25 protein-coding genes are annotated in these 26350 nt (G+C 74.5%); 22 read left to right on the top strand and 3 right to left on the bottom strand.

What is annotated here, in order from left to right:
• Positions 1 to 39: 39 nt before the first annotated feature.
• Positions 40 to 2622 carry a valine--tRNA ligase gene (gene valS, locus ACWIYF_RS20325; protein WP_448624632.1) on the bottom strand — a complete coding sequence of 861 codons (2583 nt, stop codon included), beginning with the start codon at positions 2620 to 2622 and terminating at the stop codon, positions 40 to 42.
• Positions 2623 to 2680: 58 nt separating this feature from the next.
• Here valS and ACWIYF_RS20320 point away from each other — a divergent pair, with 58 nt between their 5' ends.
• From ACWIYF_RS20320 to ACWIYF_RS20310, 3 genes are all read left to right on the top strand, one after another.
• Positions 2681 to 4036, top strand: coding sequence for a bifunctional folylpolyglutamate synthase/dihydrofolate synthase (locus ACWIYF_RS20320; protein WP_448624631.1), 1356 nt, complete (start codon positions 2681 to 2683; stop codon positions 4034 to 4036).
• Positions 4033 to 4416 carry a DUF4233 domain-containing protein gene (locus tag ACWIYF_RS20315; protein WP_448624630.1) on the top strand — a complete coding sequence of 128 codons (384 nt, stop codon included), beginning with the start codon at positions 4033 to 4035 and terminating at the stop codon, positions 4414 to 4416. The genes ACWIYF_RS20320 and ACWIYF_RS20315 overlap by 4 nt, the downstream gene beginning before the upstream one ends.
• Positions 4417 to 4517: 101 nt before the next feature.
• The gene (locus ACWIYF_RS20310) at positions 4518 to 5576 is read left to right on the top strand and encodes a DUF3048 domain-containing protein (RefSeq protein WP_448624629.1); all 1059 of its coding nucleotides are present in this window, start codon (positions 4518 to 4520) and stop codon (positions 5574 to 5576) included.
• Position 5577: 1 nt separating this feature from the next.
• On the opposite strand, the gene ACWIYF_RS20305 is transcribed toward ACWIYF_RS20310, so the two are convergent.
• The gene (locus ACWIYF_RS20305; protein WP_448624628.1) at positions 5578 to 6099 is read right to left on the bottom strand and encodes a Clp protease N-terminal domain-containing protein; all 522 of its coding nucleotides are present in this window, start codon (positions 6097 to 6099) and stop codon (positions 5578 to 5580) included.
• Positions 6099 to 6320 carry a helix-turn-helix domain-containing protein gene (locus ACWIYF_RS20300; protein WP_448624627.1) on the bottom strand — a complete coding sequence of 74 codons (222 nt, stop codon included), beginning with the start codon at positions 6318 to 6320 and terminating at the stop codon, positions 6099 to 6101. Before ACWIYF_RS20300 ends, ACWIYF_RS20305 begins: the two co-directional genes overlap by 1 nt.
• Before the next feature lie 74 nt (positions 6321 to 6394).
• Between ACWIYF_RS20300 and ndk the strand changes: the two genes are divergently transcribed.
• The 19 genes from ndk to ACWIYF_RS20205 all read left to right on the top strand — a co-directional run bounded on the left by ndk (position 6395) and on the right by ACWIYF_RS20205 (position 26224).
• Positions 6395 to 6817, top strand: a complete 423-nt coding sequence (ndk, locus tag ACWIYF_RS20295) for a nucleoside-diphosphate kinase (RefSeq protein ID WP_448624626.1) — start codon at positions 6395 to 6397, stop codon at positions 6815 to 6817.
• A gap of 44 nt (positions 6818 to 6861) precedes the next feature.
• A complete protein-coding gene (locus ACWIYF_RS20290) occupies positions 6862 to 7821 on the top strand; it encodes an ABC transporter ATP-binding protein (RefSeq protein WP_448624625.1) in 960 nt (319 codons plus the stop codon).
• 1 nt (position 7822) lies between these two features.
• Complete coding sequence (locus ACWIYF_RS20285) at positions 7823 to 8602, top strand: ABC transporter permease (protein WP_448624624.1); 780 nt, start codon at positions 7823 to 7825, stop codon at positions 8600 to 8602.
• A complete protein-coding gene (locus tag ACWIYF_RS20280; RefSeq protein ID WP_448624623.1) occupies positions 8599 to 9432 on the top strand; it encodes an ABC transporter permease in 834 nt (277 codons plus the stop codon). The genes ACWIYF_RS20285 and ACWIYF_RS20280 overlap by 4 nt, the downstream gene beginning before the upstream one ends.
• 52 nt (positions 9433 to 9484) lie before the next feature.
• Positions 9485 to 11413, top strand: a complete 1929-nt coding sequence (locus tag ACWIYF_RS20275; protein WP_448624622.1) for a TIGR03960 family B12-binding radical SAM protein — start codon at positions 9485 to 9487, stop codon at positions 11411 to 11413.
• 8 nt (positions 11414 to 11421) lie between these two features.
• Positions 11422 to 12180: a TIGR03936 family radical SAM-associated protein gene (locus tag ACWIYF_RS20270; RefSeq protein ID WP_448624621.1), complete on the top strand. Its 759-nt coding sequence runs from the start codon at positions 11422 to 11424 to the stop codon at positions 12178 to 12180.
• A 284-nt stretch (positions 12181 to 12464) separates the two neighbouring features.
• Positions 12465 to 15344, top strand: a complete 2880-nt coding sequence (locus ACWIYF_RS20265) for an Rne/Rng family ribonuclease (RefSeq protein ID WP_448624620.1) — start codon at positions 12465 to 12467, stop codon at positions 15342 to 15344.
• A 226-nt stretch (positions 15345 to 15570) separates the two neighbouring features.
• Complete coding sequence (rplU, locus tag ACWIYF_RS20260; protein WP_448624619.1) at positions 15571 to 15882, top strand: 50S ribosomal protein L21; 312 nt, start codon at positions 15571 to 15573, stop codon at positions 15880 to 15882.
• Positions 15883 to 15889: 7 nt separating this feature from the next.
• Positions 15890 to 16144: a 50S ribosomal protein L27 gene (gene rpmA / locus ACWIYF_RS20255; RefSeq protein WP_448624618.1), complete on the top strand. Its 255-nt coding sequence runs from the start codon at positions 15890 to 15892 to the stop codon at positions 16142 to 16144.
• 88 nt (positions 16145 to 16232) lie between these two features.
• Positions 16233 to 17717 carry a GTPase ObgE gene (gene obgE / locus ACWIYF_RS20250; RefSeq protein ID WP_448624617.1) on the top strand — a complete coding sequence of 495 codons (1485 nt, stop codon included), beginning with the start codon at positions 16233 to 16235 and terminating at the stop codon, positions 17715 to 17717.
• Positions 17714 to 18835: a glutamate 5-kinase gene (gene proB / locus ACWIYF_RS20245; RefSeq protein ID WP_448624616.1), complete on the top strand. Its 1122-nt coding sequence runs from the start codon at positions 17714 to 17716 to the stop codon at positions 18833 to 18835. The genes obgE and proB overlap by 4 nt, the downstream gene beginning before the upstream one ends.
• Positions 18836 to 18847: 12 nt before the next feature.
• A complete protein-coding gene (gene def, locus ACWIYF_RS20240) occupies positions 18848 to 19330 on the top strand; it encodes a peptide deformylase (RefSeq protein WP_448624615.1) in 483 nt (160 codons plus the stop codon).
• Positions 19331 to 19361: 31 nt separating this feature from the next.
• On the top strand, positions 19362 to 20615 hold the full coding sequence (locus ACWIYF_RS20235) for a glutamate-5-semialdehyde dehydrogenase (protein ID WP_448624614.1): 1254 nt from the start codon (positions 19362 to 19364) through the stop codon (positions 20613 to 20615).
• Between the two features lie 10 nt (positions 20616 to 20625).
• On the top strand, positions 20626 to 21513 hold the full coding sequence (locus ACWIYF_RS20230) for an AAA family ATPase (RefSeq protein ID WP_448624613.1): 888 nt from the start codon (positions 20626 to 20628) through the stop codon (positions 21511 to 21513).
• Positions 21513 to 22946, top strand: coding sequence for a vWA domain-containing protein (locus ACWIYF_RS20225; protein WP_448624612.1), 1434 nt, complete (start codon positions 21513 to 21515; stop codon positions 22944 to 22946). Before ACWIYF_RS20230 ends, ACWIYF_RS20225 begins: the two co-directional genes overlap by 1 nt.
• Positions 22947 to 23228: 282 nt before the next feature.
• On the top strand, positions 23229 to 23996 hold the full coding sequence (nadD, locus tag ACWIYF_RS20220; RefSeq protein ID WP_448624611.1) for a nicotinate-nucleotide adenylyltransferase: 768 nt from the start codon (positions 23229 to 23231) through the stop codon (positions 23994 to 23996).
• Positions 23993 to 24505 carry a ribosome silencing factor gene (rsfS, locus tag ACWIYF_RS20215; protein WP_448624610.1) on the top strand — a complete coding sequence of 171 codons (513 nt, stop codon included), beginning with the start codon at positions 23993 to 23995 and terminating at the stop codon, positions 24503 to 24505. The genes nadD and rsfS overlap by 4 nt, the downstream gene beginning before the upstream one ends.
• The gene (locus ACWIYF_RS20210) at positions 24502 to 25242 is read left to right on the top strand and encodes a histidine phosphatase family protein (RefSeq protein WP_448624609.1); all 741 of its coding nucleotides are present in this window, start codon (positions 24502 to 24504) and stop codon (positions 25240 to 25242) included. The genes rsfS and ACWIYF_RS20210 overlap by 4 nt, the downstream gene beginning before the upstream one ends.
• A gap of 67 nt (positions 25243 to 25309) precedes the next feature.
• A complete protein-coding gene (locus ACWIYF_RS20205; RefSeq protein WP_448624608.1) occupies positions 25310 to 26224 on the top strand; it encodes a DegV family protein in 915 nt (304 codons plus the stop codon).
• Positions 26225 to 26350: the final 126 nt, after the last annotated feature.

The raw sequence follows: 26350 nt of genomic DNA, 5'->3' as shown, positions 1-26350 counted from the left end.
GGCCCGGTTCCGGGGCGCGGAATCGGGCCCGCGCGCCCATCACCCCTCGACGGGGGCGAGGACGACGTCGACGGTGAGCTCGCCCTCGCCGGCGACGACCGACAGCGAGGCGATCCGGCCGGCGTCGACCAGGTCGGAGCGGGCGGCCTCGACCAGCGGCACCTGCGCGGCCGGCGCGGTCACCGTCGCGGACTCGACGTCGGCCCGCATCGACACCTTCGCGTCGGACTTGGCCTTGCGGACGCCGGCCAGCGCCACGCCGGCGACCTCCAGCACCGCCGGGTCACCGCCGCGCGGCAGCTCGCTCGCCGCCGGCCACGTCGACCGGTGCACCGAGCCGCTCTGCCACCAGGACCAGACCTCCTCGGTGACGAACGGCAGCACCGGCGCGAACAGCCGCAGCAGGACCGACAGCGCCACCGCCAGCGTGGCCTGCGCCGACTCCGCCGCCGAACCGGACCCGTACGCCCGCGACTTCACCAGCTCGACGTAGTCGTCGCAGAACGACCAGAAGAAGGTCTCCGCGACCTCCAGCGCGCGGGTGTAGTTGTAGGCGTCCATCGCCGCGGTCGCCTCGTCGACGACCTCCGCCAGCCCGGCCAGCAGCCCCAGGTCGATCGGCTCGGTCACCTGGTCGGCGGTCAGCCCGGACGTGGCGCCGAGGCCCAGCACGAAGTTGCCGACGTTGAGGATCTTCATCGCCAGCCGGCGGCCGACCTTCATCTGCGCCTCGTCGAACGGCGAGTCGGCGCCCGGCCGCGCCCCGGCGGCCCGCCAGCGCACCGCGTCCGTGCCGTAGCGCTCCAGGACGTCGATCGGCGTGACGACGTTGCCCTTCGACTTCGACATCTTCTTGCGGTCGGGGTCGACGACGAACCCGGAGATCGCCGCGTGCGACCACGGCACCGTGCCGAACTCGTAGTGCGAGCGGACCACGGTGGAGAACAGCCAGGTCCGGATGATGTCGTGCGCCTGCGGGCGCAGGTCCATCGGGAAGACGTGCGCGAACAGCTCCGGGTCGGTGTCCCAGCCGGAGGCCACCTGCGGCGACAGCGACGAGGTCGCCCAGGTGTCCATGACGTCGGGGTCGGCCATGAACCCGCCCGGCTTGCCGCGCTGCGACTCGTCGAAGCCCGGCGGGACGTCGGACGACGGGTCGACCGGCAGCGTCTCCTCGGCGGCCAGGATCGGGTCGGAGTAGTCCGGCTCGCCCTCGGTGTCCAGCCGGTACCAGACCGGGAACGGGACGCCGAAGAACCGCTGCCGGCTGATCAGCCAGTCGCCGTTGAGGCCCTCGACCCAGTTCTCGTACCGGTGGCGCATGTGCTCGGGGATCCACCGGATCTCCCGCCCCCGCGCCAGCAGCGCCTCCCGCAGCTCGGGGTCGCGCCCGCCGTTGCGGATGTACCACTGCCGCGTGGTCACGATCTCCAGCGGCCGGTCGCCCTTCTCGAAGAACTTGACCGGGTGCGTGATCGGCTTCGGCTCGCCCTCGAGGTCGCCGGACTCGCGCAGCAGCTCGACCATCCGCTCGCGGGCCGCGTGCGCCGTCTTGCCGGCCAGCTCCGCGTACGGCCCGGCCGGGACGTCGACCGGGGGCTCGGCGACGAGCCGGCCGTCCCATCCCACGACGGCCCGCGTGGGCAGCTGCAGCTCGCGCCACCAGGTGACGTCGTTGAGGTCGCCGAAGGTGCAGATCATCGCGATGCCCGAGCCCTTGTCCGGCTCGGCCAGGCGGTGCGCGACCACCGGCACCTCGACGCCGAACACCGGCGTCCGGACCGTGGACCCGAACAGCGGCTGGTAGCGCTCGTCGTCCGGGTGGGCGACGAGGGCGACGCACGCCGGCAGCAGCTCCGGCCTCGTGGTCTCGATGTGCACCGGGCCGTCCGGGCCGTGGAAGGAGATCCGGTGGTAGGCGCCGGGGCGCTCCCGGTCCTCCAGCTCGGCCTGCGCGACGGCCGTGCGGAAGGTGACGTCCCAGAGGGTCGGCGCCTCCTGCGCGTAGGCCTCACCGCGGGCGAGGTTGTGCAGGAACATCCGCTGCGCCGTGGCGCGGGAGGTCTCCGAGATCGTCCGGTAGACGTTCGACCAGTCCACCGACAGGCCGACGCGGCGCCACAGCTGCTCGAAGGCGCGCTCGTCCTCCTCGGTCAGCCGCATGCACAGCTCGACGAAGTTGCCGCGCGCCACCGGGGCCTGGTCCTTGCCGGGCTTCTCCGGCGGGGTGAACGACGGGTCGTAGTGCAGCGACGGGTCGCAGCGCACGCCGTAGTAGTTCTGCACCCGCCGCTCGGTCGGCAACCCGTTGTCGTCCCAGCCCATCGGGTAGAAGACGTGCTTGCCGCGCATCCGCTGGTAGCGGGCGACGAAGTCGGTGTGGGTGTAGCTGAAGACGTGCCCGACGTGCAGCGAGCCGCTCGCGGTCGGCGGCGGGGTGTCGATCGAGTAGGTCTGCTCCCGCGGCGCGGCCAGCGCGGCGGCGCGGTCGAAGGCGTAGGTGTCCTCGGCCGCCCAGCGGGCCGCCCACTTCTCCTCGAGCCCGTCCAGCGACGGCTTCTCGGGTACGCCGCTCACGGCTCCCGGGGCGGTGCCGGCCGGGGTCGCGATGCGGGTGTCCATGGGCTCCATCGTAGGAAGGCCTGCGATCGCATTATCCGGGGCTGGCATCCTGGGCAGGATGAGCACGACCGAGCACGGCGAGATGGCGCGGGTCGAGAAGGCTCTCCTCGCCCGGTGGCCGGAGAACCGGCTCGAGCCCTCCCTGACCCGCATCCACGCGCTGGTCGACCTGCTCGGCGGGCCGCACCGCGCGTACCCGGTCGTCCAGGTCGCCGGCACCAACGGCAAGACGACGACGGCGCGGATCGTCGACGAGCTGCTGCGCGGGTTCGGCCTGCGCGTCGGCCGGTTCACCAGCCCGCACCTGCAGTCGATCCGCGAGCGCATCGTGCTGGACGGTGAGCCGGTCAGCGCCGAGCGCTTCGTCGAGACCTACGACGACATCGCCCCGTACATCGAGATGGTGGACGGCGCCGGCGACGTCCCGATGTCGTTCTTCGAGGTCATGGTCGGCATGGCCTACGCCCTGTTCGCCGACGCGCCGGTGGACGTCGCCGTCATCGAGGTCGGCATGGGCGGCAGCTGGGACGCGACCAACGTCGCCGACGCCCGCGTCGCCGTCGTCACCCCGGTGGCGCTGGACCACGCGGAGTACCTCGGCCCGGACGTCGGCACCATCGCCGGCGAGAAGGCCGGGATCATCAAGCGCGACGCCATCGCGGTGCTGGCCCACCAGGAGCCGGCTGCGCTGGACGCGCTGGTCCGCCGGGTGGTCGAGGTCGAGGCGACCCTGGCCCGCGAGGGCACCGAGTTCGGCGTGCTGGAGCGCAAGGTCGCCGTCGGCGGGCAGCAGCTGCGGCTGCAGGGCCTGGGTGGTGAGTACGCGGAGCTGTTCCTGCCGCTGTTCGGGGCGCACCAGGCGCAGAACGGGGTCACCGCGCTGGCCGCCGTCGAGGCGTTCCTCGGCGCCGGGGCGGCGACCGGGCCGATCGACGTCGAGACGGTGCGCGCCGCGTTCGCCGCCGTCCGCTCGCCCGGGCGGCTGGAGCGGGTCCGGAGCTCGCCCACGGTGCTGATCGACGCGGCGCACAACCCGGCCGGGATGGCGGCCACGGTCGCCGCGATCCGGGAGTCCTTCGACTTCACCCGGCTGGTGGGGGTGGTCGGCTGCGTCCGCGGCAAGGACATCCCCGGGATGCTCGCCGCGCTCGAGGACATCTGCGCCGAGCTGGTCGTCACGCAGAACAGCTCCCCGCGGGCGATGCCGGCCGACGAGCTCGGCGCGCTGGCCGTCGACGTCTTCGGCGCCGACCGGGTCAGCGTGCACCCGCTGCTGCCCGAGGCGCTGGAGTCGGCGATCGAGCTGGCCGAGGCCGGCCCGGACGACGCGCTCGGGGGGTCGGGCGTGCTGGTCACCGGCAGCGTGATCACGGCGGGGGAGACCCGCAGCCTGCTGGGAGGTCCGGGCGCGTGACGGCTCCCGATCCCGTCCGCGCCGGGCGGGCGCTCAACGGCGGTGCCGCCGCCGTCCTCCTGCTCGAGGGCATCGTCGTGCTGTTCGTGCCCCGCGGGATCGCGCAGACCGGTCCCGGGCTGACCGGTTTCCGGCTGACCGTCCTGCTCACCCTCGCCGTCCTGCTGATCCTGGCCGGCGGGCTGCAGCGCCGTCCGCAGGGGCTGCTCGTCGGCACGGCGCTGCAGGTCCCCGTCGTCCTCACCGGGCTGTTCAACGGCGTGATGTGGCTGCTCGGCGGCGTGTTCGCGCTGATCTGGCTGTACCTGCTGCAGGTCCGCAAGGAGCTGCTGGGCTCGATCCTGCCCAAGGCGCCCCCGGGCGAGCCGGACCAGCCGTAGCGAGCCGCGCGTCGCGGCGGCCCCGGACCGTCGGGCCGCCCTAGTCTGGCGCGCCTGGAGAACCGCTGCGGCCGCGACCGCCGACGACCGGAGGCCGCCGCGTGCCGCACCTCGCCCGACCCCGCGGGGTGATCACCCTCGCCGCCGCGTTGGTCCTCAGCTCCGCGTGCACCGCCGCCGAGGAACCGCGCAGCGCCCCCGCCACCACGACCACCGCGGCCCCGACGACCCCACCGCCGCCGCCACCTCCGCCGCCCGTCCTGTGGCCGCTGACCGGGGTGCAGACCGACGCGCTCGTCGAGCGGCCCGCCCTCGCCGTCAAGATCGAGAACTCGGTCGACGCGCGCCCGCAGACCGGCCTCGGCGCCGCGGACCTCGTCTGGGAGGAGGTCGTCGAGGGCGGCATCACCCGCTTCGTCGCCGTCTACCAGTCGGCCCTGCCGCCGGAGATCGGCCCGGTGCGCTCGGTCCGGCCGATGGACGCGGCGATCGTCGCGCCGATGCACGGCCTGCTCGCCTTCTCCGGCGGCCAGCGCCCGTTCGTCGACGCGGTCGCCCAGGCCGGCACGCAGGTGATCAGCCAGGACGCCGGCGCCGGCGGCTTCCACCGCACCAGCAGCCGACGGGCCCCGCACAACATTTACGCGAACCCGCAGCAGCTGCTCGACCAGGCCGACGACGCCCACCGGGCCCCGCCCGCCCCGCAGTTCACCGCCGCGGCGCCGGGCACACCGTCGACCCCGCTCGCCGTCGGCGTCCCCACCGGCTCGGTGCGGCTCACGCTGTCCCCGAGCAGCCACCCCGCCTGGACCTGGAGCCCGGCGGACGGCGCCTGGCTGCGGACCGAGGGCGCCGCCCCGGCGGTGGAGGCCGACGGCCGGCAGCTGCGGGCGACCAACCTCGTCGTCCTGCGGGTCGACGTCGTCAACACGCCGTTCGTCGACGCGATCGGCACCCCGGTGCCCGAGACGCTGCTCGTCGGCGGCGGGGACGCGCTCGTCGCCGCGGACGGCCGCACCCTCGCCGTCCGGTGGTCCAAGGCGTCGGTCACCGACCCCGTCGTCCTCACCGGCCCGGACGGCGGCCCGGTCGCGCTCGCCCCCGGCTCGACCTGGGTGGAGCTCGTGCCGAACCGGGGCGGCGCGGTCGCGACGGGCTGACCTACGCGGCGTCCGAGCCGGCCGCCCGCTCGCGCAGCGTGCCGGGGTCGGTGCCGAGCTGCTGCAGCACACGGCCGACGGTCGCGTCGCCGACGGCGAGGACGCCGAGCAGCACGTGCCCGCTGTCGATCCGGCGCTGCTTGTGCCGGTGGGTGGCGCGCAGCGACTCCTCCAGCGCCCGCTTGCTCTCGCCGGCGAACGGCAGGTGCCCGCCGGACGGGGGTCCCTGGCGGTCGAGCGCGCCCGGGCCGAAGGCGGCCTCCGCGGCGGCGCGAACGGAGTCGAGGTCGATGCCGACGGCGGCCAGGGCGTCGGCGTCCAGGCCCGACGAGCGCCGCAGCGCCGACCGCAGCCGCTCGCCGTCGACGCCGGCGGCGCGCAGCGTGCTGCCGCCGCGGCCGGGGTCTCGGCTGAGCGCGAGCAGCAGGTGCACCGGCTCGATCCGTGCCGCCCGCAGGTCGCGCGCCTCCTCCTGGGCGTGGACGACGACCCAGCGGGCCTCCTCGGTGAACCGCTCGAACATCAGGTGTCCTTCCTGCCGCGGGCGTGCTTCTTGTGCACGGCCTGCCGGGTGACGCCGAGGGCGTCGGCGATCTGCTGCCACGACCAGCCGCGGTCGCGCGCGTTGCGGACCTGGAGCACCTCGAGCCGATCGGCGAGCTCGCGCATCGCGCGAACCGCACGCAGGCCGGTGTCCGGGTCGTCGGCGGCGGCGGCCGTCGTGACGTCGGTGGGTGAGGCCATGGCTGTCAATCTAGGTTGACAGATAGAGGCTGTCAACCTTGGTTGACGGACGGCGTCCCGTACGCTGCCGCCTCGTGTCCGCACCCACAGCTGAGCGCACCCTGGTCCTGGTCAAGCCCGACGGCGTCGCCCGCGGCCTGGTCGGCGAGGTCGTCTCCCGGCTCGAGGCCAAGGGTCTGCGCCTGGTCGCCGCCGAGCTGCGCACCCTGACCACCGACGTCGCCGAGACGCACTACGCCGAGCACCGCGAGCGGCCGTTCTTCGCCTCGCTGGTCGAGTTCATCACCAGCGGCCCGCTGCTGGCGCTGGTCGTCGAGGGCCCCCGGGCGATCGAGGCGTTCCGCGCCCTGGCCGGCGCCACCGATCCGGTGAAGGCCACCCCGGGCACGATCCGCGGCGACTTCGCGCTCGAGGTGCAGTCCAACATCGTGCACGGCTCGGACTCGCCGGAGTCCGCCGCGCGCGAGGTGAAGCTCTTCTTCCCCGACCTGGGCTGACAACTCGGTCGTCGGCCGTCGGTGCCGCTGGTTACGGTCGATCGGTGCGCACCAGTGGCCCCCTGATCAGCGCGCGCGGCCTGGTCAAGCGCTTCGGCGACTTCACCGCCGTCGACGGCATCGACGTCGACGTCGCACCGGGCGAGGCCTTCGGGTTCCTCGGACCGAACGGGGCCGGCAAGAGCTCGACCATGCGGATGATCGGCGCGGTCTCACCGCCGACCGCGGGGCAGCTGCGCATCCTCGGCCTCGACCCGGTCACCGACGGCCCGGCGATCCGCGCGCGCCTCGGCGTGGTGCCGCAGACCGACAACCTCGACCTGGAGCTGACGGTCCTGGAGAACCTGCTGGTCTACGGCCGGTACTTCGGCCTGCCGCGGGCGACCGTGCGGGCCCGCGCGGCCGAGCTGCTCGACTTCGTCCAGCTCAGCGACCGCGCCGGCGACAAGGTCGAGCCGCTGTCGGGCGGCATGAAGCGGCGGCTGACCATCGCGCGGTCGCTGATCAACGAGCCGGACGTCGTCCTGCTCGACGAGCCCACCACCGGGCTGGACCCGCAGGCCCGGCACGTGCTGTGGGAGCGGCTCTACCGGCTCAAGCAGCGCGGCGTGACCCTCGTCCTGACGACGCACTACATGGACGAGGCCGAGCAGCTCTGCGACCGGCTGGTGGTCATGGACAAGGGGCGGATCGCCGCCGAGGGCTCGCCCGCGGAGCTGATCCGGACGTGGTCGACCCGCGAGGTCTGCGAGCTGCGCTTCCCGCTGGTCGAGGGCGGGGCCGGCCCCGAGCAGTACGTCGACGCCCTCGCCCCGGTCCTGGAGAAGGGCGCCGCGGAGCGGATCGAGGCGCTGCCCGACCGGCTGCTGCTCTACGCGGCGGACGGCGAGGCCGCGCTCGCCGCCGTCACCGCGGCCGGCGTTCACCCGCTGTCCAGCCTGGTGCGCCGCAGCTCGCTGGAGGACGTCTTCCTCCGGCTGACCGGCCGGACGCTGGTGGACTGACATGGCCGTCGTCACCGCGGGCGCCACGGCTTTCTGCGCCCACCGGCTCACCGCCTACCGGCACTACTGGCGCAGCAGCCTGATCAGCAGCGTGCTCGAGCCGGCGCTGTTCCTGGCGGCGATGGGCCTCACCCTGGGCGTGCTGGTCGACCGCGGCCCCGGGCTGCCGGGCGGGCTGTCCTACCTCGCGTTCCTGGCGCCCGGCCTGCTGGCCGCCGCGGCGATGCAGACGGGCACCTTCGAGTCCACCTATCCGGTGCTCGGCGCGATCAAGTGGGACAAGACCTACGAGGCGGTCCTGGCCACGCCCACCGCCGTCGGCGACCTGCTGGTCGGTCACCTGCTGTACGTGGCGTTCCGGGTGACGACGGCGGCGGCGCTGTTCCTCGCCGTCCTCGTGCTGTTCGGCGCCGCCGACAGCCCGCTGGTCGTGCTGGCGGTCCCGGCCGCGCTGCTCACCGGGCTGGCCTTCGCGGCACCGGTGACCGCCCTGGCCGGCCGGCTGGAGTCCGACACCGGGTTCGCCGCGCTGCAGCGGTTCCTCATCGTGCCGATGTTCCTGTTCAGCGGCACGTTCTTCCCCGTCAGCCAGCTGCCGGTGTTCTTCGAGTGGGTGGCCTACGCGACGCCGCTCTGGCACGGCGTGGCCCTCGCCCGCGGGCTGGCGCTCGGCACGCTGGAGCCCGGCCCGGCGCTGCTGCACACCGGGTACCTGCTGCTCTGGATCGCGGTCGGCATCGCCCTCGCGGCCCGCACCTTCCGCCGGCGGCTGGTCACGTGACCGCCGAGGCCCTGGCGCCGCCCCGGCAGTCGCTGCTGCTGCGGATCGTCCCGCTGCATCCGCTGTCGGCCCGGCGGGCCGGATACCTGGTGCACCGGAACCTGCTGGTCGCCCGCCGCACCTGGCCGCTGTTCGTGTCGGGTCTGTTCGAGCCGTTCTTCTACCTGTTCTCGATCGGCGTGGGCGTCGGCGGCCTCGTGGGCTCCGTCGTCACCGATTCCGGTTCGGCGCTGACCTACCAGGAGTTCGTGGCTCCCGGCCTGCTCGCCTCGGCCGCGATGAACGGCGCGGTCTACGACGCGGTCTTCAACCTGTTCTTCAAGCTGCGGTACTCGAAGCTCTACGACGCCGTCCTGGCCACTCCGCTGTCGGCGCCCGACGCCGCGGTGGGGGAGACGGTCTGGTCGCTGCTGCGCGGCGCCACCTACTCGGCGGCCTTCCTGGTGATCATGGCGATCCTGGGGCTGACCGGGTCGTGGTGGGCGGTGCTGGCGCTGCCGGCGGCGGTGCTCATCGGGTTCGCCTTCGCCGCGGTGGGATTGGCGGCCACCACGTTCCTGCGCGGCTGGCAGGACTTCGAGTTCGTCCAGCTGGCCCTGCTACCGCTGTTCCTGTTCTCGACGACCTTCTACCCGCTGTCGACCTACCCCGGCCCGCTGCAGGTGGTCGTGCAGTGCACGCCGCTCTACCACGGGATCGAGCTGGTGCGCGGCCTGGTCACCGGCGACGTGGACTGGTCGCTGCTCGGCCACGCCGCCTACCTCGCCGTCCTGGGTCTGGTCGGCCTCGCGATCGGCGCCCGCCGGCTCTCCGGCCTGCTGCTCAAGTAGGGCCAAAGTGGCCACATCGGCCCCCGACGGCGGCGTCTACCCTGGATCGGTCATGACTGGACAGTCCCTGTATCCCCGCCTCGAACCGCTCCTGGCCCAGGTCCAGAAGCCGATCCAGTACGTGGGCGGTGAGCTGAACGCCCAGGTCAAGGAGTGGGACGACGTCGCCGTCCACTGGGCGCTCATGTACCCCGACGCCTACGAGGTGGGGTTGCCCAACCAGGGCCTGATGATCCTCTACGAGGTGCTCAACGAGCGCCCCGACGCCCTCGCCGAGCGCACCTACGCCATCTGGCCCGACCTCGCCGCGCTGATGCGCGAGCACGGCGTCGGCCAGTTCACCGTCGACGCCCACCGCGCCGTCCGCGACTTCGACCTGCTCGGCGTCAGCTTCGCCACCGAGCTGGGCTACACCAACCTGCTCGAGGCGCTCGACCTGGCCGGCGTCCCGCTGCACGCGGTCGACCGCGACGAGACCCACCCGGTCGTCGTCGCCGGCGGGCACGCCGCGTTCAACCCCGAGCCGGTCGCCGACTTCGTCGACTGCGCCGTCCTCGGTGACGGCGAGCAGGTCGTCGGGGACATCACCGACGTCGTCCGCGCCTGGAAGGAGCAGGGCCGGCCCGGCGGGCGGGTCGAGCTGCTCGCCCGGCTCGCCCGCGTCGAGGGCGTCTACGTGCCGCGCTTCTACGCCGTCTCCTACGCCCCCGACGGCGCGATCGCGGCGGTGACCCGCACCCGGGACGACGTGCCGGCCCGGGTCGGCAAGCGCACGGTCATGGACCTCGACGAGTGGCCCTACCCGAAGACGCCGCTGGTGCCCATGGCCGAGAGCGTGCACGAGCGGATGAGCGTGGAGATCTTCCGCGGCTGCACCCGCGGCTGCCGCTTCTGCCAGGCCGGCATGATCACCCGGCCGGTCCGCGAGCGGACGATCACCGGCATCGGCTCGATGGTCGACCAGGGCCTGCGCGCCACCGGCTACGAGGAGGTCGGCCTGCTGTCACTGTCCAGCGCCGACCACAGCGAGATCGGGCAGATCGCCAAGGAGCTCGCCGACCGCTACGAGGGCACCAACACCGGCCTGTCGCTGCCGAGCACGCGCGTCGACGCCTTCAACGTCACGCTGGCCAACGAGCTGTCCCGCAACGGACGGCGCTCCGGCCTCACCTTCGCCCCCGAGGGCGGCAGCGAGCGGATCCGCCGGGTGATCAACAAGACGGTGTCCAAGGAGGACCTCGTCCGCACCGTCACCACCGCCTACGCCAACGGCTGGCAGCAGGTGAAGCTCTACTTCATGTGCGGACTCCCGACGGAGACCGACGAGGACGTGCTGGAGATCGCCGACCTCGCGGTGGAGGTCATCCGCGCCGGCCGCGAGGCCAGCGGCCGCAAGGACATCCGCTGCACCGTCTCGATCGGCGGTTTCGTGCCCAAGCCGCACACCCCGTTCCAGTGGGCCGGGCAGGCGAGCGCGGAGACGATCGACGCCCGCCTGAAGCTGCTGCGCCAGGCGATCAACGCCGACAAGCGGGTGGGCCGCTCCATCGGCCTGCGCTACCACGACGGCAAGCCCGGCATCGTGGAGGGCCTGCTCTCCCGCGGCGACCGCCGGGTCGGCCGCGTGATCGAGCGGGTCTGGCGCGACGGCGGGAAGTTCGACGGCTGGAGCGAGCACTTCTCCTACGACCGGTGGACGACGGCGGCCGCCGAGGGGCTCGCCCCGTTCGGCGTCGACCTCGACTGGTTCACCACCCGGGAACGCACCGAGCACGAGGTGCTGCCCTGGGACCACCTGGACTCCGGCCTGGACAAGGAGTGGCTCTGGGAGGACTGGCAGGAGGCGATCTCCGAGGAGGAGGTCGGCGACTGCCGCTGGACCGGCTGCTACGACTGCGGTGTCTGCCCGACGATGGGCACGGAGATCCAGATCGGCCCGACCGGGCGCAGCCTGCTGCCGCTCACGGTGGTCGGCCGCTAGTGGCCCGCATGCCCGAGGGGCCGCCGCCGCCCCCGACCGTGCAGAAGCTGCGCATCCGCTACGCCAAGCGGGGCCGGCTGCGCTTCGCCTCCCACCGCGACCTGGCGCGCGCCCTGGAGCGGGCGCTGCGCCGCGCGCAGGTTCCGATGGCGTTCTCCGCCGGGTTCACCCCGCACCCGAAGATCTCCTACCTGGGCGCCGCGCCGACCGGTGCCGCGAGCGAGGCCGAGTACGTCGAGATCGGCCTCGCCGAGCGGCGTGACCCGGAGGAGATCCGGGCCGCCCTGGACGCCGCGCTGCCCGCGGACGTCGCCGTCCTCGAGTGCGTCGAGGCGGGGGAGGGGACCGGCGCGCTGGCCGACCGGATCGACGCCGCGGCCTGGCGGATCGAGCTGCCCGGCGTCCCGCCCGCCGACCTCGAGGCGGCCCTCGCCGCCTTCCTCGCGCGGGACGCCGTCCTGGTCCCGCGGCGCACCAAGAACGGCCTCCGGGACGTCGACGCGCGCGCCGCGGTGGCCGGCGCGTCGGCGGGCGGGGAGGCAGGTTGTGCCATACTGGACGTGGTCGTCCGGCAGGTGACGCCCGCCGTACGACCCGACGACGTGGTGGCCGCTCTGGCTGCCGTCGCCGACCTGCGCCCGCCGTCGCCCCCCAGGGCCGTGCGTGAGGCGCAGGGCCGGCTCGACGACAGCGGGACCGTGGCCGATCCGCTCGGTCCCGACCGTGCGGCGCGCACCCGCTGCCAGGGGGAGCACGCGACGGTCTGACCGGTGCGGCACCGGCGCCCCCGACGTCACGCGCACGACTGCCAGACGTGCCGCACCGCCCGGCGCCACCCGGCGCCGGACTCCGAAGACCTGCACCACCGCACCACCTGCACCACCGGCTCCGGCCGCGGCAACCGTCGCGCAGGGGCCGGCCACAGACTTCCGCGGGTCGGGCGACCCGCCGCACCCTGTGCGGTCGCCCGGCCCCGACCGACCCGTGCTCCTGCGCGGCCGCCAGTCGATCCGATCGGCGCCCGGGAGCACACCACAGGAGGCGAGCCCTCGTGGCAGACCAGAACGACGACAACGACGGCACCACAGCAACGCCGGAGGCCCTGAGCCCGACCGCGCCGGAGGAGACGCCCGAGGAGGCGACCGCCGAGCCCGCGGCCGAAACCTCCGAGACGTCCGAGGCCTCCGCGGCCGAGGAGCCCGAACCCGAGCCGGAGGCCGAACCGGAGCCGGAGCCCGAACCGGAACCGGCGTCCCCGTTCGGGGCGCAGTTCAGCTCGCCGGAGCCGACCGCCGTCGTGGCGCGGCCCCGGCGCCGGGCCACCCGCCCGGCCGCCGCGGCCGACCCCGGCTCGGTCGAGCCCGTCGCGCCGCCGGCGCCGGCGATCCCGGCGTTCGTCAGCTTCGTCGCCCCCGACGCCGAGGTGGCGCCGGTGCCGCGCCGCCGCAGCCGCCGCACCGTCGCCGAGAGCCCCGAGATCGAGGACGTCGAGGCCCCGGCGGAGGAGGACGAGGAGTCCGCCCCGCCGCGTGCCCGGCGCAGCCGCTCCCGCCGTCGTCCCGAGGCCGAGGACGCCGAGACCACGGCCGTCGAGGACGTCGAGGACGTCGAGGAGTCCGAGGACACCGAGGACGTCGAGGAGGAGGACCGCGACGAGGCCGCCACGTCCGGCAGTCGGCGCCGCCGCCGCGGCCGTCGCGGCCGCGGCCGGGGCCGCACCAGCGAGGACGGCGACATCGACGAGGGCACCGACGAGGCCCGGGACGAGCAGGCCGACGAGGACGCCGAGGACGAGACCGGCGAGGAGCCCGACGAGGACGGCGAGGGCGAGGAGGCCGAGACCGGCTCCAGCACCCGCCGCCGGCGCCGGCGCCGCCGCCGCGGCAGCAGCGAGGACCGCGGCGAGACCGGCGAGGAGGAGCGCCCCGAGCGGGCCGGCCGCGACGGCCGCACCACCAGCGACGACGACGTCCGCGGGGTCACCGGCTCCACCCGCCTCGAGGCCAAGCGGCAGCGCCGCCGCGACGGGCGCGACAGCGGCCGTCGGCGGGCGCCGATCCTCACCGAGTCCGAGTTCCTGGCCCGCCGCGAGGCGGTCGACCGGAAGATGGTCATCCGCCAGCGCGGCGAGCGGACCCAGATCGCCGTCCTCGAGGACGACATCCTCGTCGAGCACTACGTGACGCAGGCGCAGGCGACGTCCTTCGCCGGCAACGTCTACCTCGGCCGGGTGCAGAACGTGCTGCCCAGCATGGAGGCGGCGTTCGTCGACATCGGCAAGGGGCGCAACGCCGTCCTGTACGCCGGCGAGGTCAACTGGGACGCCGCGGGCCTGTCCGGCAAGCAGCGCTCCATCGAGCAGGCCCTGAAGTCCGGTGACAAGGTGCTGGTGCAGGTCACCAAGGACCCGATCGGTCACAAGGGTGCCCGGCTCACCCAGCAGATCAACCTGCCGGGCCGGTTCCTGGTCTACGTGCCCGGCGGCTCGATGACCGGCATCAGCCGCAAGCTGCCCGACACCGAGCGGCAGCGGCTCAAGGACATCCTCAAGAAGATCGTCCCCGAGGACGCCGGCGTGATCATCCGGACCGCCGCGGAGGGTGCCTCGGAGGAGGAGCTCACCCGCGACGTCAACCGGCTCAAGGCGCAGTGGGAGGTCATCTCCAAGAAGGCCGAGTCGAACAGCAACGCGCCGACGCTGCTCTACGGTGAGCCCGACCTCGCGATCCGCGTCATCCGCGACGTCTTCAACGAGGACTTCAAGGAGCTCGTGGTCTCCGGCGACGACGCCTGGGACACCGTCGAGGCCTACGTCGCCCACGTCTCCCCGGAGCTGGTCGGCCGGCTGACCCGCTACACCGGCACCGGCGACGTCTTCTCCGACCTGCGCATCGACGAGCAGCTGGCCAAGGCGCTCGACCGCAAGGTGTGGCTGCCCTCGGGCGGCTCCCTGGTGATCGACCGCACCGAGGCGATGACCGTCGTCGACGTCAACACCGGCAAGTTCGTCGGCTCCGGCGGCAACCTCGAGCAGACCGTCACGCGCAACAACATGGAGGCGGCGGAGGAGATCGTCCGCCAGCTCCGCCTGCGCGACATCGGCGGGATCATCGTCATCGACTTCATCGACATGGTCCTGGAGAGCAACCGCGACCTCGTGCTGCGGCGGCTCACCGAGTGCCTGGGCCGCGACCGCACCAAGCACCAGGTCGCCGAGGTGACCTCGCTCGGCCTGGTCCAGATGACCCGCAAGCGGGTCGGCCAGGGCCTGCTCGAGGTCTTCTCCGAGCCGTGCGAGCACTGCCGCGGCCGAGGCGTGATCGTGCACACCGACCCGGTCGACGAGCGGCGCCGCGGCGGGAACGGCGGCGGCAACGGCCGGCGCGACTCCGGTCGCGCCGAGCGCCCCCCGGCCAAGGAGACCGTCGAGGTCGAGGCCGCGTCTCCGAACGGCGGCCCGCAGGCCGAGGAGGACGGCGAGGTCGCCCGCACCGGCGGCGGACGGCGCAACCGCGGCCGGCGCAACCGCGGCCAGTCGGGGGAGGAGCGCGCGGCCGAGGACGCCGCCGTGCTCACCGCCATCCGCGACGAGCCGGTTGCCGAGGAGGCGCCCGCCGAGGCGACGATCGTCGAGGAGGCGCCGGCCGAGGAGCCGCCGGCCGAGGAGCCGCCGGCCGAGGAGGCGCCGGTCGAGGAGCCGCAGGTCGAGGAGGCTGTCGCCGTCCCCGAGCCCGAGGCCGAGGTGGAGATCCCCGGCGAGACCGCCGCGGTGACCGCCGACGCGGAGTTCGACCCCGGGACCGGGTCCGCGGAGGTCCTGGCGCCCGCCGCCGAGGCGTCCGCGGACGACGAGATCTCCCCGGAGGTAGGCGCGGTTCCCCGGCCGCGCCGCCGTCGGGCGGCGAGCCGGCCGGCCGGTCCGCCGGCCTGACCGGGGTCACCGAAAGGACCCCGCTGCCCCCCACCGCTCGCACGTTCGCGGCGGGACCCTGCAGCGGGGCCATCGGAGCTCAGGTACGCTGGTCGGGTTGCATCGCCACGGGCTGCGCACCTCACGGTGCGCGCCGCGCAGGCGTGCGCGACCCGTCCAGCACCCGGCGTCCGAACCGGACAGTGCACGCGGGACATGAAGCGTTGCGAGTTATGAGGAGTCAGTGGTGTACGCAGTCGTGAAGGCCGGCGGCAGCCAGCACAAGGTGGCTGTCGGTGACCGGTTCACGGTGAACCGCCTCGCCGGTGAGGCGGGCGACACCGTCACCCTCCCGGCGATCCTGCTGGTCGACGGCGAGTCGGTCACCAGCGCCGCGGCGGACCTGGCCAAGGTGACCGTGACCGGCGAGATCGTCGGCCACGGCAAGGGCCCGAAGATCCGCATCCACAAGTTCAAGAACAAGACCGGCTACCACAAGCGGCAGGGGCACCGTCAGCTCCTGACCGACGTCGTGGTCCGCGACATCACGAAGGGCTGACGCCGACATGGCACACAAGAAGGGCGCCTCGTCCTCCCGCAACGGCCGCGACTCCAACGCCCAGCGGCTCGGCGTCAAGCGCTTCGGCGGTCAGGTCGTCAAGGCCGGCGAGATCATCGTGCGCCAGCGCGGCACCCACTTCCACCCCGGTCTCGGGGTCGGGCGTGGCGGCGACGACACGCTGTTCGCGCTCGAGCCGGGCGCGGTGACCTTCGGCACGCGGCGGGGACGCAAGACCGTCTCCATCACCGCCGTCGAGTAGAAGGACCACCCTTCCCCCACGCCTCGCAAGCGCAGGCGGAGGGCCCCTGAAGGGTGGCCGTTCCATCATCTAGTAGGCACAGGAAGCAGTGGCCGCGTTCGTCGACCGGGTGACCGTGCACGTCGCCGCCGGCAACGGCGGCCACGGCGTGGCCTCGGTCCACCGCGAGAAGTTCAAGCCGCTCGGGGGCCCCGACGGCGGCAACGGAGGCGACGGCGGGGACGTCGTCCTCGAGGTCGATCCCAACGCGCACACCCTGCTGGACTTCCACCACCGGCCGCACCAGAAGGCCGGAAACGGCCGCCCCGGAGCCGGCAGCAACCGGCACGGCGCCCGCGGCGAGGACCGCGTCCTGCGCGTCCCCGAGGGCACGGTCGTCAGCACCGCGGACGGCCGCGTGATCGCCGACCTGGTCGGTGCGGGCACCCGCGTCGTCCTCGCGCACGGTGGCAAGGGCGGCCTCGGCAACGCCGCACTGGCCAACCCCCGCCGCAAGGCCCCCGGCTTCGCCCTGCTCGGCGAGCCCGGCGAGGCCTTCGACGCGGTGCTGGAGCTGAAGAGCATCGCCGACGTCGGCCTGGTCGGCTACCCGTCGGCGGGCAAGTCCTCGCTGGTCGCGGCCATGTCCGCGGCGCGGCCGAAGATCGCCGACTACCCGTTCACCACGCTGGTGCCCAACCTCGGCGTGGTCCGCGCCGGGGACGTCACGTTCACCATGGCCGACGTCCCCGGGCTCATCCCGGGCGCCTCGACCGGCAAGGGGCTCGGCCTGCAGTTCCTGCGGCACGTCGAGCGCTGCGCCGTCCTGGTGCACGTCGTCGACATGGCGACGATGGAGCCCGGCCGCGACCCCGAGACCGACATCGAGGTCCTCACCGCCGAGCTGCGCGAGTACGGCGGCGACGAGCTCGACCTGGTCGGCCGGCTGCGCTTCGCCGTCCTCAACAAGATCGACGTGCCCGACGCCCGCGACCTGGTCGACCTGGTGCGCGACTCGCTGGAGAAGCTGGGTCTGCGGGTCTTCCCGGTCAGCGCGGCGACCGGCGAGGGGCTGACCGAGCTCGGCTACGCGCTGGCCGCCGCGGTCGAGCAGCACCGGGCGACGCTGCCGCCGCCCGAGCCGGTGCGGGTCACGCTCACCCCGCGGGCGGTCGACGACTCCGGGTTCACCGTCGAGCGCGACCCGGACGACCCGGAGGGGTTCGTGGTGCGCGGCACCCGGCCCGAGCGCTGGGTCCGGCAGACCGACTTCACCAACGACGAGGCCGTGGGCTACCTCGCCGACCGGCTCAACCGGCTCGGCGTCGAGGAGGAGCTGGCGCGGGCCGGGGCGCACGAGGGCGACGCGGTCACGATCGGCGACGTCACCTTCGACTGGGTGCCCACCCTCCCAGCGGGCACGCTCACCGCGGAGGAGACCGCCGGCCTCGGCGGCCGCGGCACCGACAACCGGCTGGAGACGACGGACCGGGTCGGCGCCTCCGAGCGGCTGGCGGCCAAGCGGGCGCGGCGGGTGCCCTACGAGGTCACCGAGGCCGGCTGGACCGACGAGGACCTGGAGGGGCTCGAATGACGGCGCGCCCCGAGATCGCCAAGGCGCAGCGGGTCGTCGTCAAGGTCGGCTCGTCCTCGCTCACGACCCTGCCGGGTGGCCTGGACGCCGAGCGGCTGACCGCGCTGGTCGACGTCCTCGGTGCGCTGCGGGCGGCCGGGCGCGAGGTCGTGCTGGTCTCCTCGGGCGCGATCGCCGCCGGACTCGCGCCGCTCGGGATCACCGGCCGGCCGCGGGACCTGGCGACGGCGCAGGCCGCGGCCGGCGTGGGCCAGCTCCGGCTGGTGCAGACCTACGCCGACGCCTTCGCCCGCCACGGCGTGACCGTCGGGCAGGTGCTGCTCACCGCCGACGACCTGACCCGGCGCAGCCACTACCGCAACGCCGAGCGCACCCTGGACCGGCTGCTGGCGCTGGGCGCGCTGCCGATCGTCAACGAGAACGACACGGTCGCCACGGAGGAGATCCGCTTCGGCGACAACGACCGGCTCGCCGCGCTGGTGGCGCACGTCGCGCAGGCCGACGCGCTGGTGCTGCTCTCCGACGTCGAGGGCGTCTACGACGGCGACCCGCGCAAGGGCCCGGCGCAGCTGATCGACACCGTCCGCGACCCCGCCGAGCTCGACGCGGTCACCCTCGGCACCGCCAGGCGCAACGGCGTGGGCACCGGCGGCATGGCCACGAAGGTGGAGGCGGCGCTGATCGCCGCGCACGCCGGCGTGCCCGTCGTCGTCACCTCGACCCCGAACGCGGCCGCGGCGCTGGCCGGTGAGCCGGTCGGCACGCTCTTCACGGTCATGGCGCCGCGGCCCCGGGCCCGGCAGTTCTGGCTGCGCTTCGCCACCCGGCCGCGCGGCCGGCTGCTGCTCGACGCGGGCGCGGTCACCGCCGTGCGGGAGCGGCACGCCTCGCTGCTGGCCGCGGGCGTCACCGGGCTGGTGGGGGAGTTCCTCGCCGACGACCCGGTGGAGCTCGTGGGGCCGGACGGCGTCGTCGTCGCCCGCGGGCTGGTCGCCTACGACGCCCGCGAGCTGCCGGCGCTGCTCGGCCGCAAGACCAGCGAGCTGGAGCCCGAGTACCGGCGTGAGGTGGTGCACCGCGACGAGATGGTGCTGGTCCGGCGCCCGTCGCTGGGCTGACACACTGCGGCCGTGACCATCCGCCCCATCCGCGAGCTCGGCGACCCGGTCCTGCGCACGCCCGCCGACGAGGTGCGGGCGTTCGACAAGGACCTCGCCGCCCTCGTCCGCGACCTCGAGGAGACCGTCGATCACCCCGGCCGGGCCGGGTTGGCCGCGCCGCAGATCGGCGTCGGCCTGCGGGTGTTCTCGTACAACATCGACGGCGAGATCGGGCACATGGTCAACCCGCGGATCGTGGAGCGCTCCGAGGAGACGCAGGGCGGCGACGAGGGCTGCCTGTCGGTGCCGGGCATCTGGGCGCCGACGGTGCGGGCGATGTGGTGCGCGGCCGAGGGTTTCGACGTCGACGGCAAGCCGCTGCGGCTGGAGGGGGAGGGGCTCATGGCCCGCTGCCTGCAGCACGAGGTCGACCACCTCGACGGCACGGTCTTCCTCGACCGGCTGACGGGGGACGCGCGCAAGGCCGCGCTGCGGGCGCTGCGGTCCCGCTGAGTCCGATCGCCCGCCGCGTACCCTCGCGGGCGTGTCCGACGCCACCGACCTGCCGCTGATCGGTGCCGCCGCGCTGCGCGCGCGGGCGGCCGCCCGTGTGCTGCGCACGCTGCCCACCGACGTCAAGGACGGCGCCCTGGCCGGGATGGCCGACGCGCTCGTCGAGCGGGCCGACGAGATCCTGGCCGCGAACGCGCTGGACGTCGACGCCGCCCGCGCCGACGGGACGCCCGAGTCGATCATCGACCGGCTGCGCCTGGACGCCGGCCGGATCGCCGGGGTCGCCGACGCGTTGCGCACCCTGATCGCGCTGCCCGACCCGGTGGGCGACGTCGTCCGCGGGTCGACGCTGCCCAACGGGCTGCAGCTGCGGCAGGTGCGCGTGCCGCTCGGCGTGGTCGGGATCGTCTACGAGGCCCGGCCCAACGTGACCGTCGACGCCGCGGGGCTGTGCCTCAAGAGCGGCAACGCGGCGCTGCTGCGCGGCTCGGCGTCGGCGCACCGCACCAACACGGTGCTGGTGGCCGTGATGACCGAGGCGGCGGCGAAGGCGGGGCTGCCGGAGGGCTCGATCGAGCTGCTGCCGGCCGACCGCGCCTCGGTGGGCGAGTTGCTCGGCGCCCGCGGGTTCGTCGACGTGGTCATCCCGCGCGGCGGCGGGTCGCTGATCCAGCGGGTGGTGAACGAGGCCAAGGTGCCGGTGATCGAGACCGGCGAGGGCAACTGCCACGTCTACGTCGACGCCTCGGCCGACCCGGCGACCGCCGAGGCGATCGTGCTCAACGCCAAGACCCACCGGGTGAGCGTCTGCAACTCCGCCGAGACGCTGCTCGTGCACCGCGACGTGCCGTTCCTGCCGCGGCTGCTCGCCGCGCTGGCCGACGCCGGGGTGACCCTGCACGGCGACTCCTCGGCCCAGGCGGCGCACGACGGCGTGCTGCCCGCGACCGACGAGGACTGGGCGACCGAGTACCTGTCGATGGACATGGCGGTGCGGGTCGTCGACGACCTGCCCGCCGCGCTCGACCACATCGCGCGATGGGGGAGCGGGCACACCGAGGCGATCGTGGCGGACTCCGCGCGCGCCATCGCCGACTTCACCGCCGGCGTGGACGCCGCCGCGGTGATGGTGAACGCCTCGACCCGGTTCACCGACGGCGGCGAGTTCGGGTTCGGCGCCGAGATCGGCATCTCCACGCAGAAGCTGCACGCCCGGGGGCCGCTGGGGCTGCCGGAACTGACCTCGACCACGTACGTCGTGACCGGCAACGGCCACGTGCGCTAGGAGATCTGTCTTGCCCCTCCCGCCCACCCAGTCGCCCCAGTTCTCCTCGGTCGCGGATGTCAGCAAGCGGCTGGCTACGGCCGGCTACCTGCCCGACGCGCAGATCGCCACGACGGTCTTCCTCGCCGACCGGCTCGGCAAGCCGCTGCTCGTCGAGGGACCCGCGGGGACCGGCAAGACGGAGCTGGCCAAGGCGCTGGCGACGGCGACCGGCTCGGAGCTGATCCGGCTGCAGTGCTACGAGGGCCTCGACGAGGCCCGGGCGCTGTACGAGTGGAACTACAAGAAGCAGCTGCTGCGCATCCAGGCGGCGCAGGGCACGGACGGCGCGGACTGGAACACCGTCCACGACGACATCTTCGGCGAGGAGTTCCTGCTCTCCCGGCCCTTGCTCACCGCGATCCGCCGGAGCGAGCCGACGGTGCTGCTCATCGACGAGACCGACAAGGCCGACGTCGAGGTGGAGGGCCTGCTGCTCGAGGTGCTCAGCGACTTCCAGGTGACGATTCCGGAGCTCGGCACCGTGACCGCCGCCCGCCGGCCGACCGTCGTCCTCACCTCGAACGCGACCCGCGAGCTGTCCGAGGCGCTCAAGCGGCGCTGCCTGTACCTGGCGCTGGACTACCCCTCCGCCGAGCGGGAGCGGGAGATCGTGCTCTCCCGGGTGCCCGACCTCGCGCCGGGGCTGGCCGAGCAGCTGGTGCGGACCATCCGGGCGCTGCGGGCGCTGGAGCTGAAGAAGTCGCCGTCGATCTCCGAGACCCTCGACTGGGCGCAGACGCTGCTCGAGCTGGGCCTGGACACCCTCGACGAGGGCGCGGTGAAGTCGACGCTGGGCGTGGTGCTCAAGCACGCCAGCGACCAGGAACGGGCCGCGGCCGAGCTGCGGCTGAACTGATGGGCGCGCCGTCCACTGCCGTGGAGCCCGGCGGGCTGGCCGGGCACCTCGACGGCTTCGTGCGCGCGGTGCGCGAGGCGGGGATCCCGGTCGGGATCAGCCAGGCGGTCGACGCGGCGGAGATCCTGACCGTGGTGGACCTGCTCGACCGGGAGCAGCTGCGGCACGGCCTGGCGGCCGTGCTGCTGCAGCGGGCCGCGCAGCGGCCGGCCTACGACGTGCTGTTCGACCTGTGGTGGCCGCTGGGGGACCGGCCGGCTCCGTCCTCCGACAGTGAGGGGGACGACGACGGCGAGGGCGTGCCCGGCTCGACGCTGGACTTGCCCGACATGGACCCGGGCGAGCTCACCGAGCTGATGCGCGCGCAGCTGCTGCAGCTGCTGCTCGACGGGGACGACGAGGCGCTGCGCCGGTTCGCCCGCCAGGCGGTAGAGCTTCTTGGGCAGGGCCAGCCCTCGCCGTCGGGGCAGTCGTTCTTCAGCTACCGGGTGATGCGGGCGTTGTCGCCGGACACGCTGATCTCGCAATTGCTGGCCGGCCTGCTGGGCGGCGGGGAGAAGGGCGGGCTGGCCGAGCAGGTGGCCCGGCAGACGATCCGCGAGCGGCTCGCGGCGTTCCGGGCGGCGGTGGAGGCCGAGGTGCGGCGGCGCTCGGCGGAGCAGCGCGGCCGCGACCGGGTGGCCAAGAGCGCGGTGAAGCCGCTGGCCGACCAGGTCGACTTCCTGCGGGCCCAGGCCGCCGGCCTGGCCGAGCTGCGCCGCACGGTGGCGCCGCTGGCCCGGCGGCTCGCGGTGCGGCTCTCCGCGCGCCGCCGGCACGGCCGCGAGGGCCGGCTGGACTTCCGCAAGACGGTGCGGGCCTCGCTGGGCACCGGCGGCGTGCCGGTGGTGACCCATCACCGGCCGCGCAAGGTGCACAAACCCGAGCTCGTCGTCCTCTGCGACGTCTCGGGGTCGGTGGCCGGGTTCAGCCACTTCACGCTGATGCTCACCCAGGCGCTGCGCGAGCACTTCACCGGCGTCCGGGCGTTCGCGTTCGTGGACTCGACCGACGAGGTGACCCGCTTCTTCCGGCCGGGGGCCGACGTGGCGGACGCGGTGGCGCGCATCGGCCGGGAGGCCGACGTCGTCGCCTTCGACGGGCACAGCGACTACGGCAACGCGTTCGAGGTGTTCACCGACCGGTGGCCCTCGGCGCTGGGACCGAAGTCGTCGCTGCTGGTGCTCGGGGACGGCCGGACGAACTACCGCCGGCCGGGGCTGCCGGTGCTGGGGGAGATGGTCAAGCGGTGCCGGTCGGCGCACTGGCTGAACCCCGAGCCGGAGCGGCTGTGGGGCAGCGGTGACTCCGCCGCCGACCAGTACCGCGAGGTCATCGACATGGTGGAGTGCCGCAACGCGGCCCAGCTGGCCGAGTTCGTCACGACCCTCTGAGCCGGGCGACGACTGGCCGCCGTGCCGACCCGGCGCCGGGACGACCGACCTGCCGCGCAGGCCGTGACCGAACGGCTCCGTCGCCGTTGGGCAGGTCGGCGCCGTTGCTCCAGCCGCGGCACCGGGTCCGGTCCGGCACCCGCCGGCCGGCGGCGACCGGCGGCACGGGGGAGCCGGTTGCAGGCGACCCGGCCTCCCCTGGCCGCAGGGGCGCCGGGGCCGCCTCGGCCCCGGCCGGTCCCGAGCAGGCCGCCGCCGCCGGGCACCGGATACGCTCGATCGGTGGTCAGCCGGCGGATCGGGGTGATGGGCGGGACGTTCGATCCCATCCATCACGGTCACCTGGTCGCCGCCAGTGAGGTCGCGGGCCTGTTCGGACTGGACGAGGTCGTGTTCGTTCCGACCGGCCAGCCGTGGCAGAAGAGCGAGCGCGAGGTCGCCCCGGCCGAGGACCGGTACCTGATGACGGTGATCGCGACGGCCTCCAATCCGCGGTTCTCCGTCAGCCGGGTCGACATCGACCGCGGCGGCCCGACGTACACGATCGACACGCTCACCGACCTCAAGGTCCAGCGGCCGGACTCCGAGCTGTTCTTCATCACCGGCGCCGACGCGCTCTCCCAGATCCTCAGCTGGCGCGACAGCGGGAAGTGCTTCGCGCTGGCGCACTTCATCGGCGTGACCCGCCCCGGCTTCACCCTCGCCGACGCGCACCTCCCCGAGGGCGTGGTCAGCCTGGTGGAGGTGCCGGCCCTGGCGATCAGCTCGACCGACTGCCGGGACCGCGTCGCCCGCGGGATGCCGGTCTGGTACCTCGTCCCCGACGGCGTCGTCCAGTACATCGAGAAGCGCGGCCTCTACGGGGAGGACCGGCGGGCCCGCCGGTCGGGCGACCCCGCGTCGGACGGCCGGCCCGCCGGCGACCGGCCGATCTACGACCGTCCGCCGCCGGGCACCGACGCCGCGGACCGGGCACCCGCCAACGGGGGCTCGTCCCGACCACCGTCCGCCGAACCACCGTCCCCCCACGTACTCGAGGTGCCCCGATGACCGCCTCCACCGAGGCGCGTGAGACCGCGTTGGTCGCCGCCCAGGCAGCTGCCGACAAGCTCGCCACCGACGTCTCCATCGTCGACGTGAGCGACCGGCTGGCCATCACCGACGCATTCGTCCTCGCCTCGGCGCCCAACGAGCGGCAGGTGCAGGCCATCGTCGACGAGGTGGAGGACCGCCTCCGCCGGCAGGGCATCAAGCCGGTCCGCCGCGAGGGCGTCGCCGAGGCCCGCTGGGTGCTGCTCGACTTCGTGGACGTGGTCGTGCACGTCCAGCACGCCGAGGAGCGCGCCTACTACGCCCTCGAGCGGCTGTGGAAGGACTGCCCGACCATCCCCTTCGTCGACCGCGACGCCGCCCGGCACGCCGCCGGCGAGGAGACCGGCGGCCCCGGTTCCCGCGGCGACGGCGCCCACGAGACCCTCTCCGCCGACGACGTCGACCCGGCCAGCGCCGACCCGACGCCGCTGACCCCACCGCCGTCCCCGGACCCGACCGAGCGGTGACCGCCGACGCCACCGCCCTGCCGGTGCCCCGGCTGGTGCTCTGGCGGCACGGACGGACCGAGTGGAACGCGACCGGGCGGTTCCAGGGCCAGCTCGACCCGCCCCTCGACGACGAAGGTCGCCGGCAGGCCGCCCGTGTCGCCCCCTACCTGGCCGCCGGACTGCCGGCCGGCGAGACGGTCGTCGTCTCCAGCGACCTCAGCCGCGCCGTGGAGACCGCCGGACCGCTCGTCGATCTGCTCGGCGTCCGCCTGCGGCTGGACCCCCGGCTGCGGGAGCACGGGCTGGGCTGCTGGGAGGGCCTGACCCGCGACGAGGTCGCCGAGCGCTATCCCGACCAGTTCGCCGACTGGCAGGCCGGCCGGCCGGTCCGGGGGCGCAACGGGGAGGAGGCCGCCCAGGTGGCCGAGCGCGCACTGGCCGCCCTCGCCGACCTGCCCGAGGCAGCGGTCGCCGTCGTCGTGACCCACGGGGGCACCGCCGGGCGGACGATCGAGGCCCTGCTCGGGCTGGGCTCCGAGCACCGCCGCGTGTTCGGCCCGCTCGCCAACTGCGCCTGGAGCGAGCTGCGGTTCCAGGGCACCGGGTGGCGGGTGGTCCGGCACAACAGCTGGGTGCCGCAGCCGGTGGAGGGGAGCGGGTCGCCCTTCCCGGACGGGGCTGGGCAGCCGCGCGCGGGGGCGACCCCCGAGGAAGCGGCGCCGGCCGGCGGGTCGGATGCCGACGCCGTCCTGTAACCCGGACGGGCGGCTTCCCCGGGCCGGGGCGTGGGGGGAACGGGCCGGGGCGGGCTAGCCTCGGCCGGTGTCCGTCGCCGTCGTCACCGACTCGACGGCATACCTGCCGGCCGAGCTGGTCGACGAGTACGGCATCGCGGTCGTCCCGCTCTACGTCGTGCTGCCGGGCCGATCGGGCCGGGAGGGCCGCGACATCGGCCCACAGGACGTCGCCCAGGCGATGGCCGCGCGCGGCCAGCAGGTCTCGACGTCGCGTCCCACGCCGGGCGACTTCGTCGCGGCCTACCGGCACTGCCTGAGCGAGGGCGCCGAGCGGATCGTGTCGATCCACCTGTCCGCGGAGCTCTCCGGCACCTCGGACGCCGCCCGGCTGGCCGCCGCGCAGATCGGCGAGCACATCGTGACCGTGATCGACTCCCGGGCCACCGCCATGGCCTGCGGCTTCGCCGTGCTGGCCGCGGCGCGCGCCGCGGCCGAGGGCGCCGATGCCGGCGCGATCGCGGACACCGCCCGGGAGACCGCCGCCGCGACGCGCACGCTCTTCGTCGTCGACACGCTCGAGCACCTCCGCCGGGGCGGGCGGATCGGCGCCGCGGCGGCCGTGCTCGGCTCGGCCCTCGCCGTCAAGCCGGTCCTGCACGTCGTCGACGGCAAGGTGGTGCCCCTGGAGAAGGTGCGCACCTCGGCGCGCGCCTTCAACCGGCTCGTGCAGCGGGCCGTGGAGGCGGCCGGTGACGGCCCGGCCTCCGTCGCCGTCCACCACCTGGCGGCTCCCGAGCGGGCCGAGCGGCTGGCCGCTGAGCTGCGGGAGCGGCTGCCCAAGCTCCGCGAGCTCTACGTCAGCGAGCTCGGCGCCGCGATCGGCGCCCACGTGGGCCCGGGCGCCGTGGGCGTCGTGGTGGTTCCGGCCCCCGCCGACCGCGGGTCGGCCGAACCGGCCGATCAGGGCGGCGAGTCCGGCGCGGAGCCGCCGGCGGAGTGAGCGCGGGGAAGTCGGCATGCGGGGCACCCTGCACCCCGGCGCCCCCGCCGCGCGGTCGGTCGTCCACAGCCGTCCGCCTCGTCCACAGCTGCCCCGACACAGGCTGCGCGGCCCGCCGGGTTCCCT

It is taken from the genome of Geodermatophilus sp. URMC 64 (genome assembly GCF_053502555.1).
The sequence above is the reverse complement of the archived record's forward strand: the minus strand, read 5'-3'. Positions and strand labels throughout refer to the sequence as shown.

What these genes read in the sequence shown, in the direction of transcription:
- ACWIYF_RS20225 (WP_448624612.1), top strand. Translation starts at nt 21,513, where the DNA reads ATGGGCGCGCCGTCCACTGCCGTGGAGCCCGGCGGGCTGGCCGGGCAC.
- ACWIYF_RS20300 (WP_448624627.1), bottom strand. Translation starts at nt 6,320, where the DNA reads ATGGCCTCACCCACCGACGTCACGACGGCCGCCGCCGCCGACGACCCG.
- ACWIYF_RS20305 (WP_448624628.1), bottom strand. Translation starts at nt 6,099, where the DNA reads ATGTTCGAGCGGTTCACCGAGGAGGCCCGCTGGGTCGTCGTCCACGCC.
- ACWIYF_RS20270 (WP_448624621.1), top strand. Translation starts at nt 11,422, where the DNA reads ATGCCCGAGGGGCCGCCGCCGCCCCCGACCGTGCAGAAGCTGCGCATC.
- valS (WP_448624632.1), bottom strand. Translation starts at nt 2,622, where the DNA reads ATGGACACCCGCATCGCGACCCCGGCCGGCACCGCCCCGGGAGCCGTG.
- ACWIYF_RS20275 (WP_448624622.1), top strand. Translation starts at nt 9,485, where the DNA reads ATGACTGGACAGTCCCTGTATCCCCGCCTCGAACCGCTCCTGGCCCAG.
- rsfS (WP_448624610.1), top strand. Translation starts at nt 23,993, where the DNA reads ATGACCGCCTCCACCGAGGCGCGTGAGACCGCGTTGGTCGCCGCCCAG.
- ACWIYF_RS20320 (WP_448624631.1), top strand. Translation starts at nt 2,681, where the DNA reads ATGAGCACGACCGAGCACGGCGAGATGGCGCGGGTCGAGAAGGCTCTC.
- proB (WP_448624616.1), top strand. Translation starts at nt 17,714, where the DNA reads ATGACGGCGCGCCCCGAGATCGCCAAGGCGCAGCGGGTCGTCGTCAAG.
- ACWIYF_RS20285 (WP_448624624.1), top strand. Translation starts at nt 7,823, where the DNA reads ATGGCCGTCGTCACCGCGGGCGCCACGGCTTTCTGCGCCCACCGGCTC.
- rpmA (WP_448624618.1), top strand. Translation starts at nt 15,890, where the DNA reads ATGGCACACAAGAAGGGCGCCTCGTCCTCCCGCAACGGCCGCGACTCC.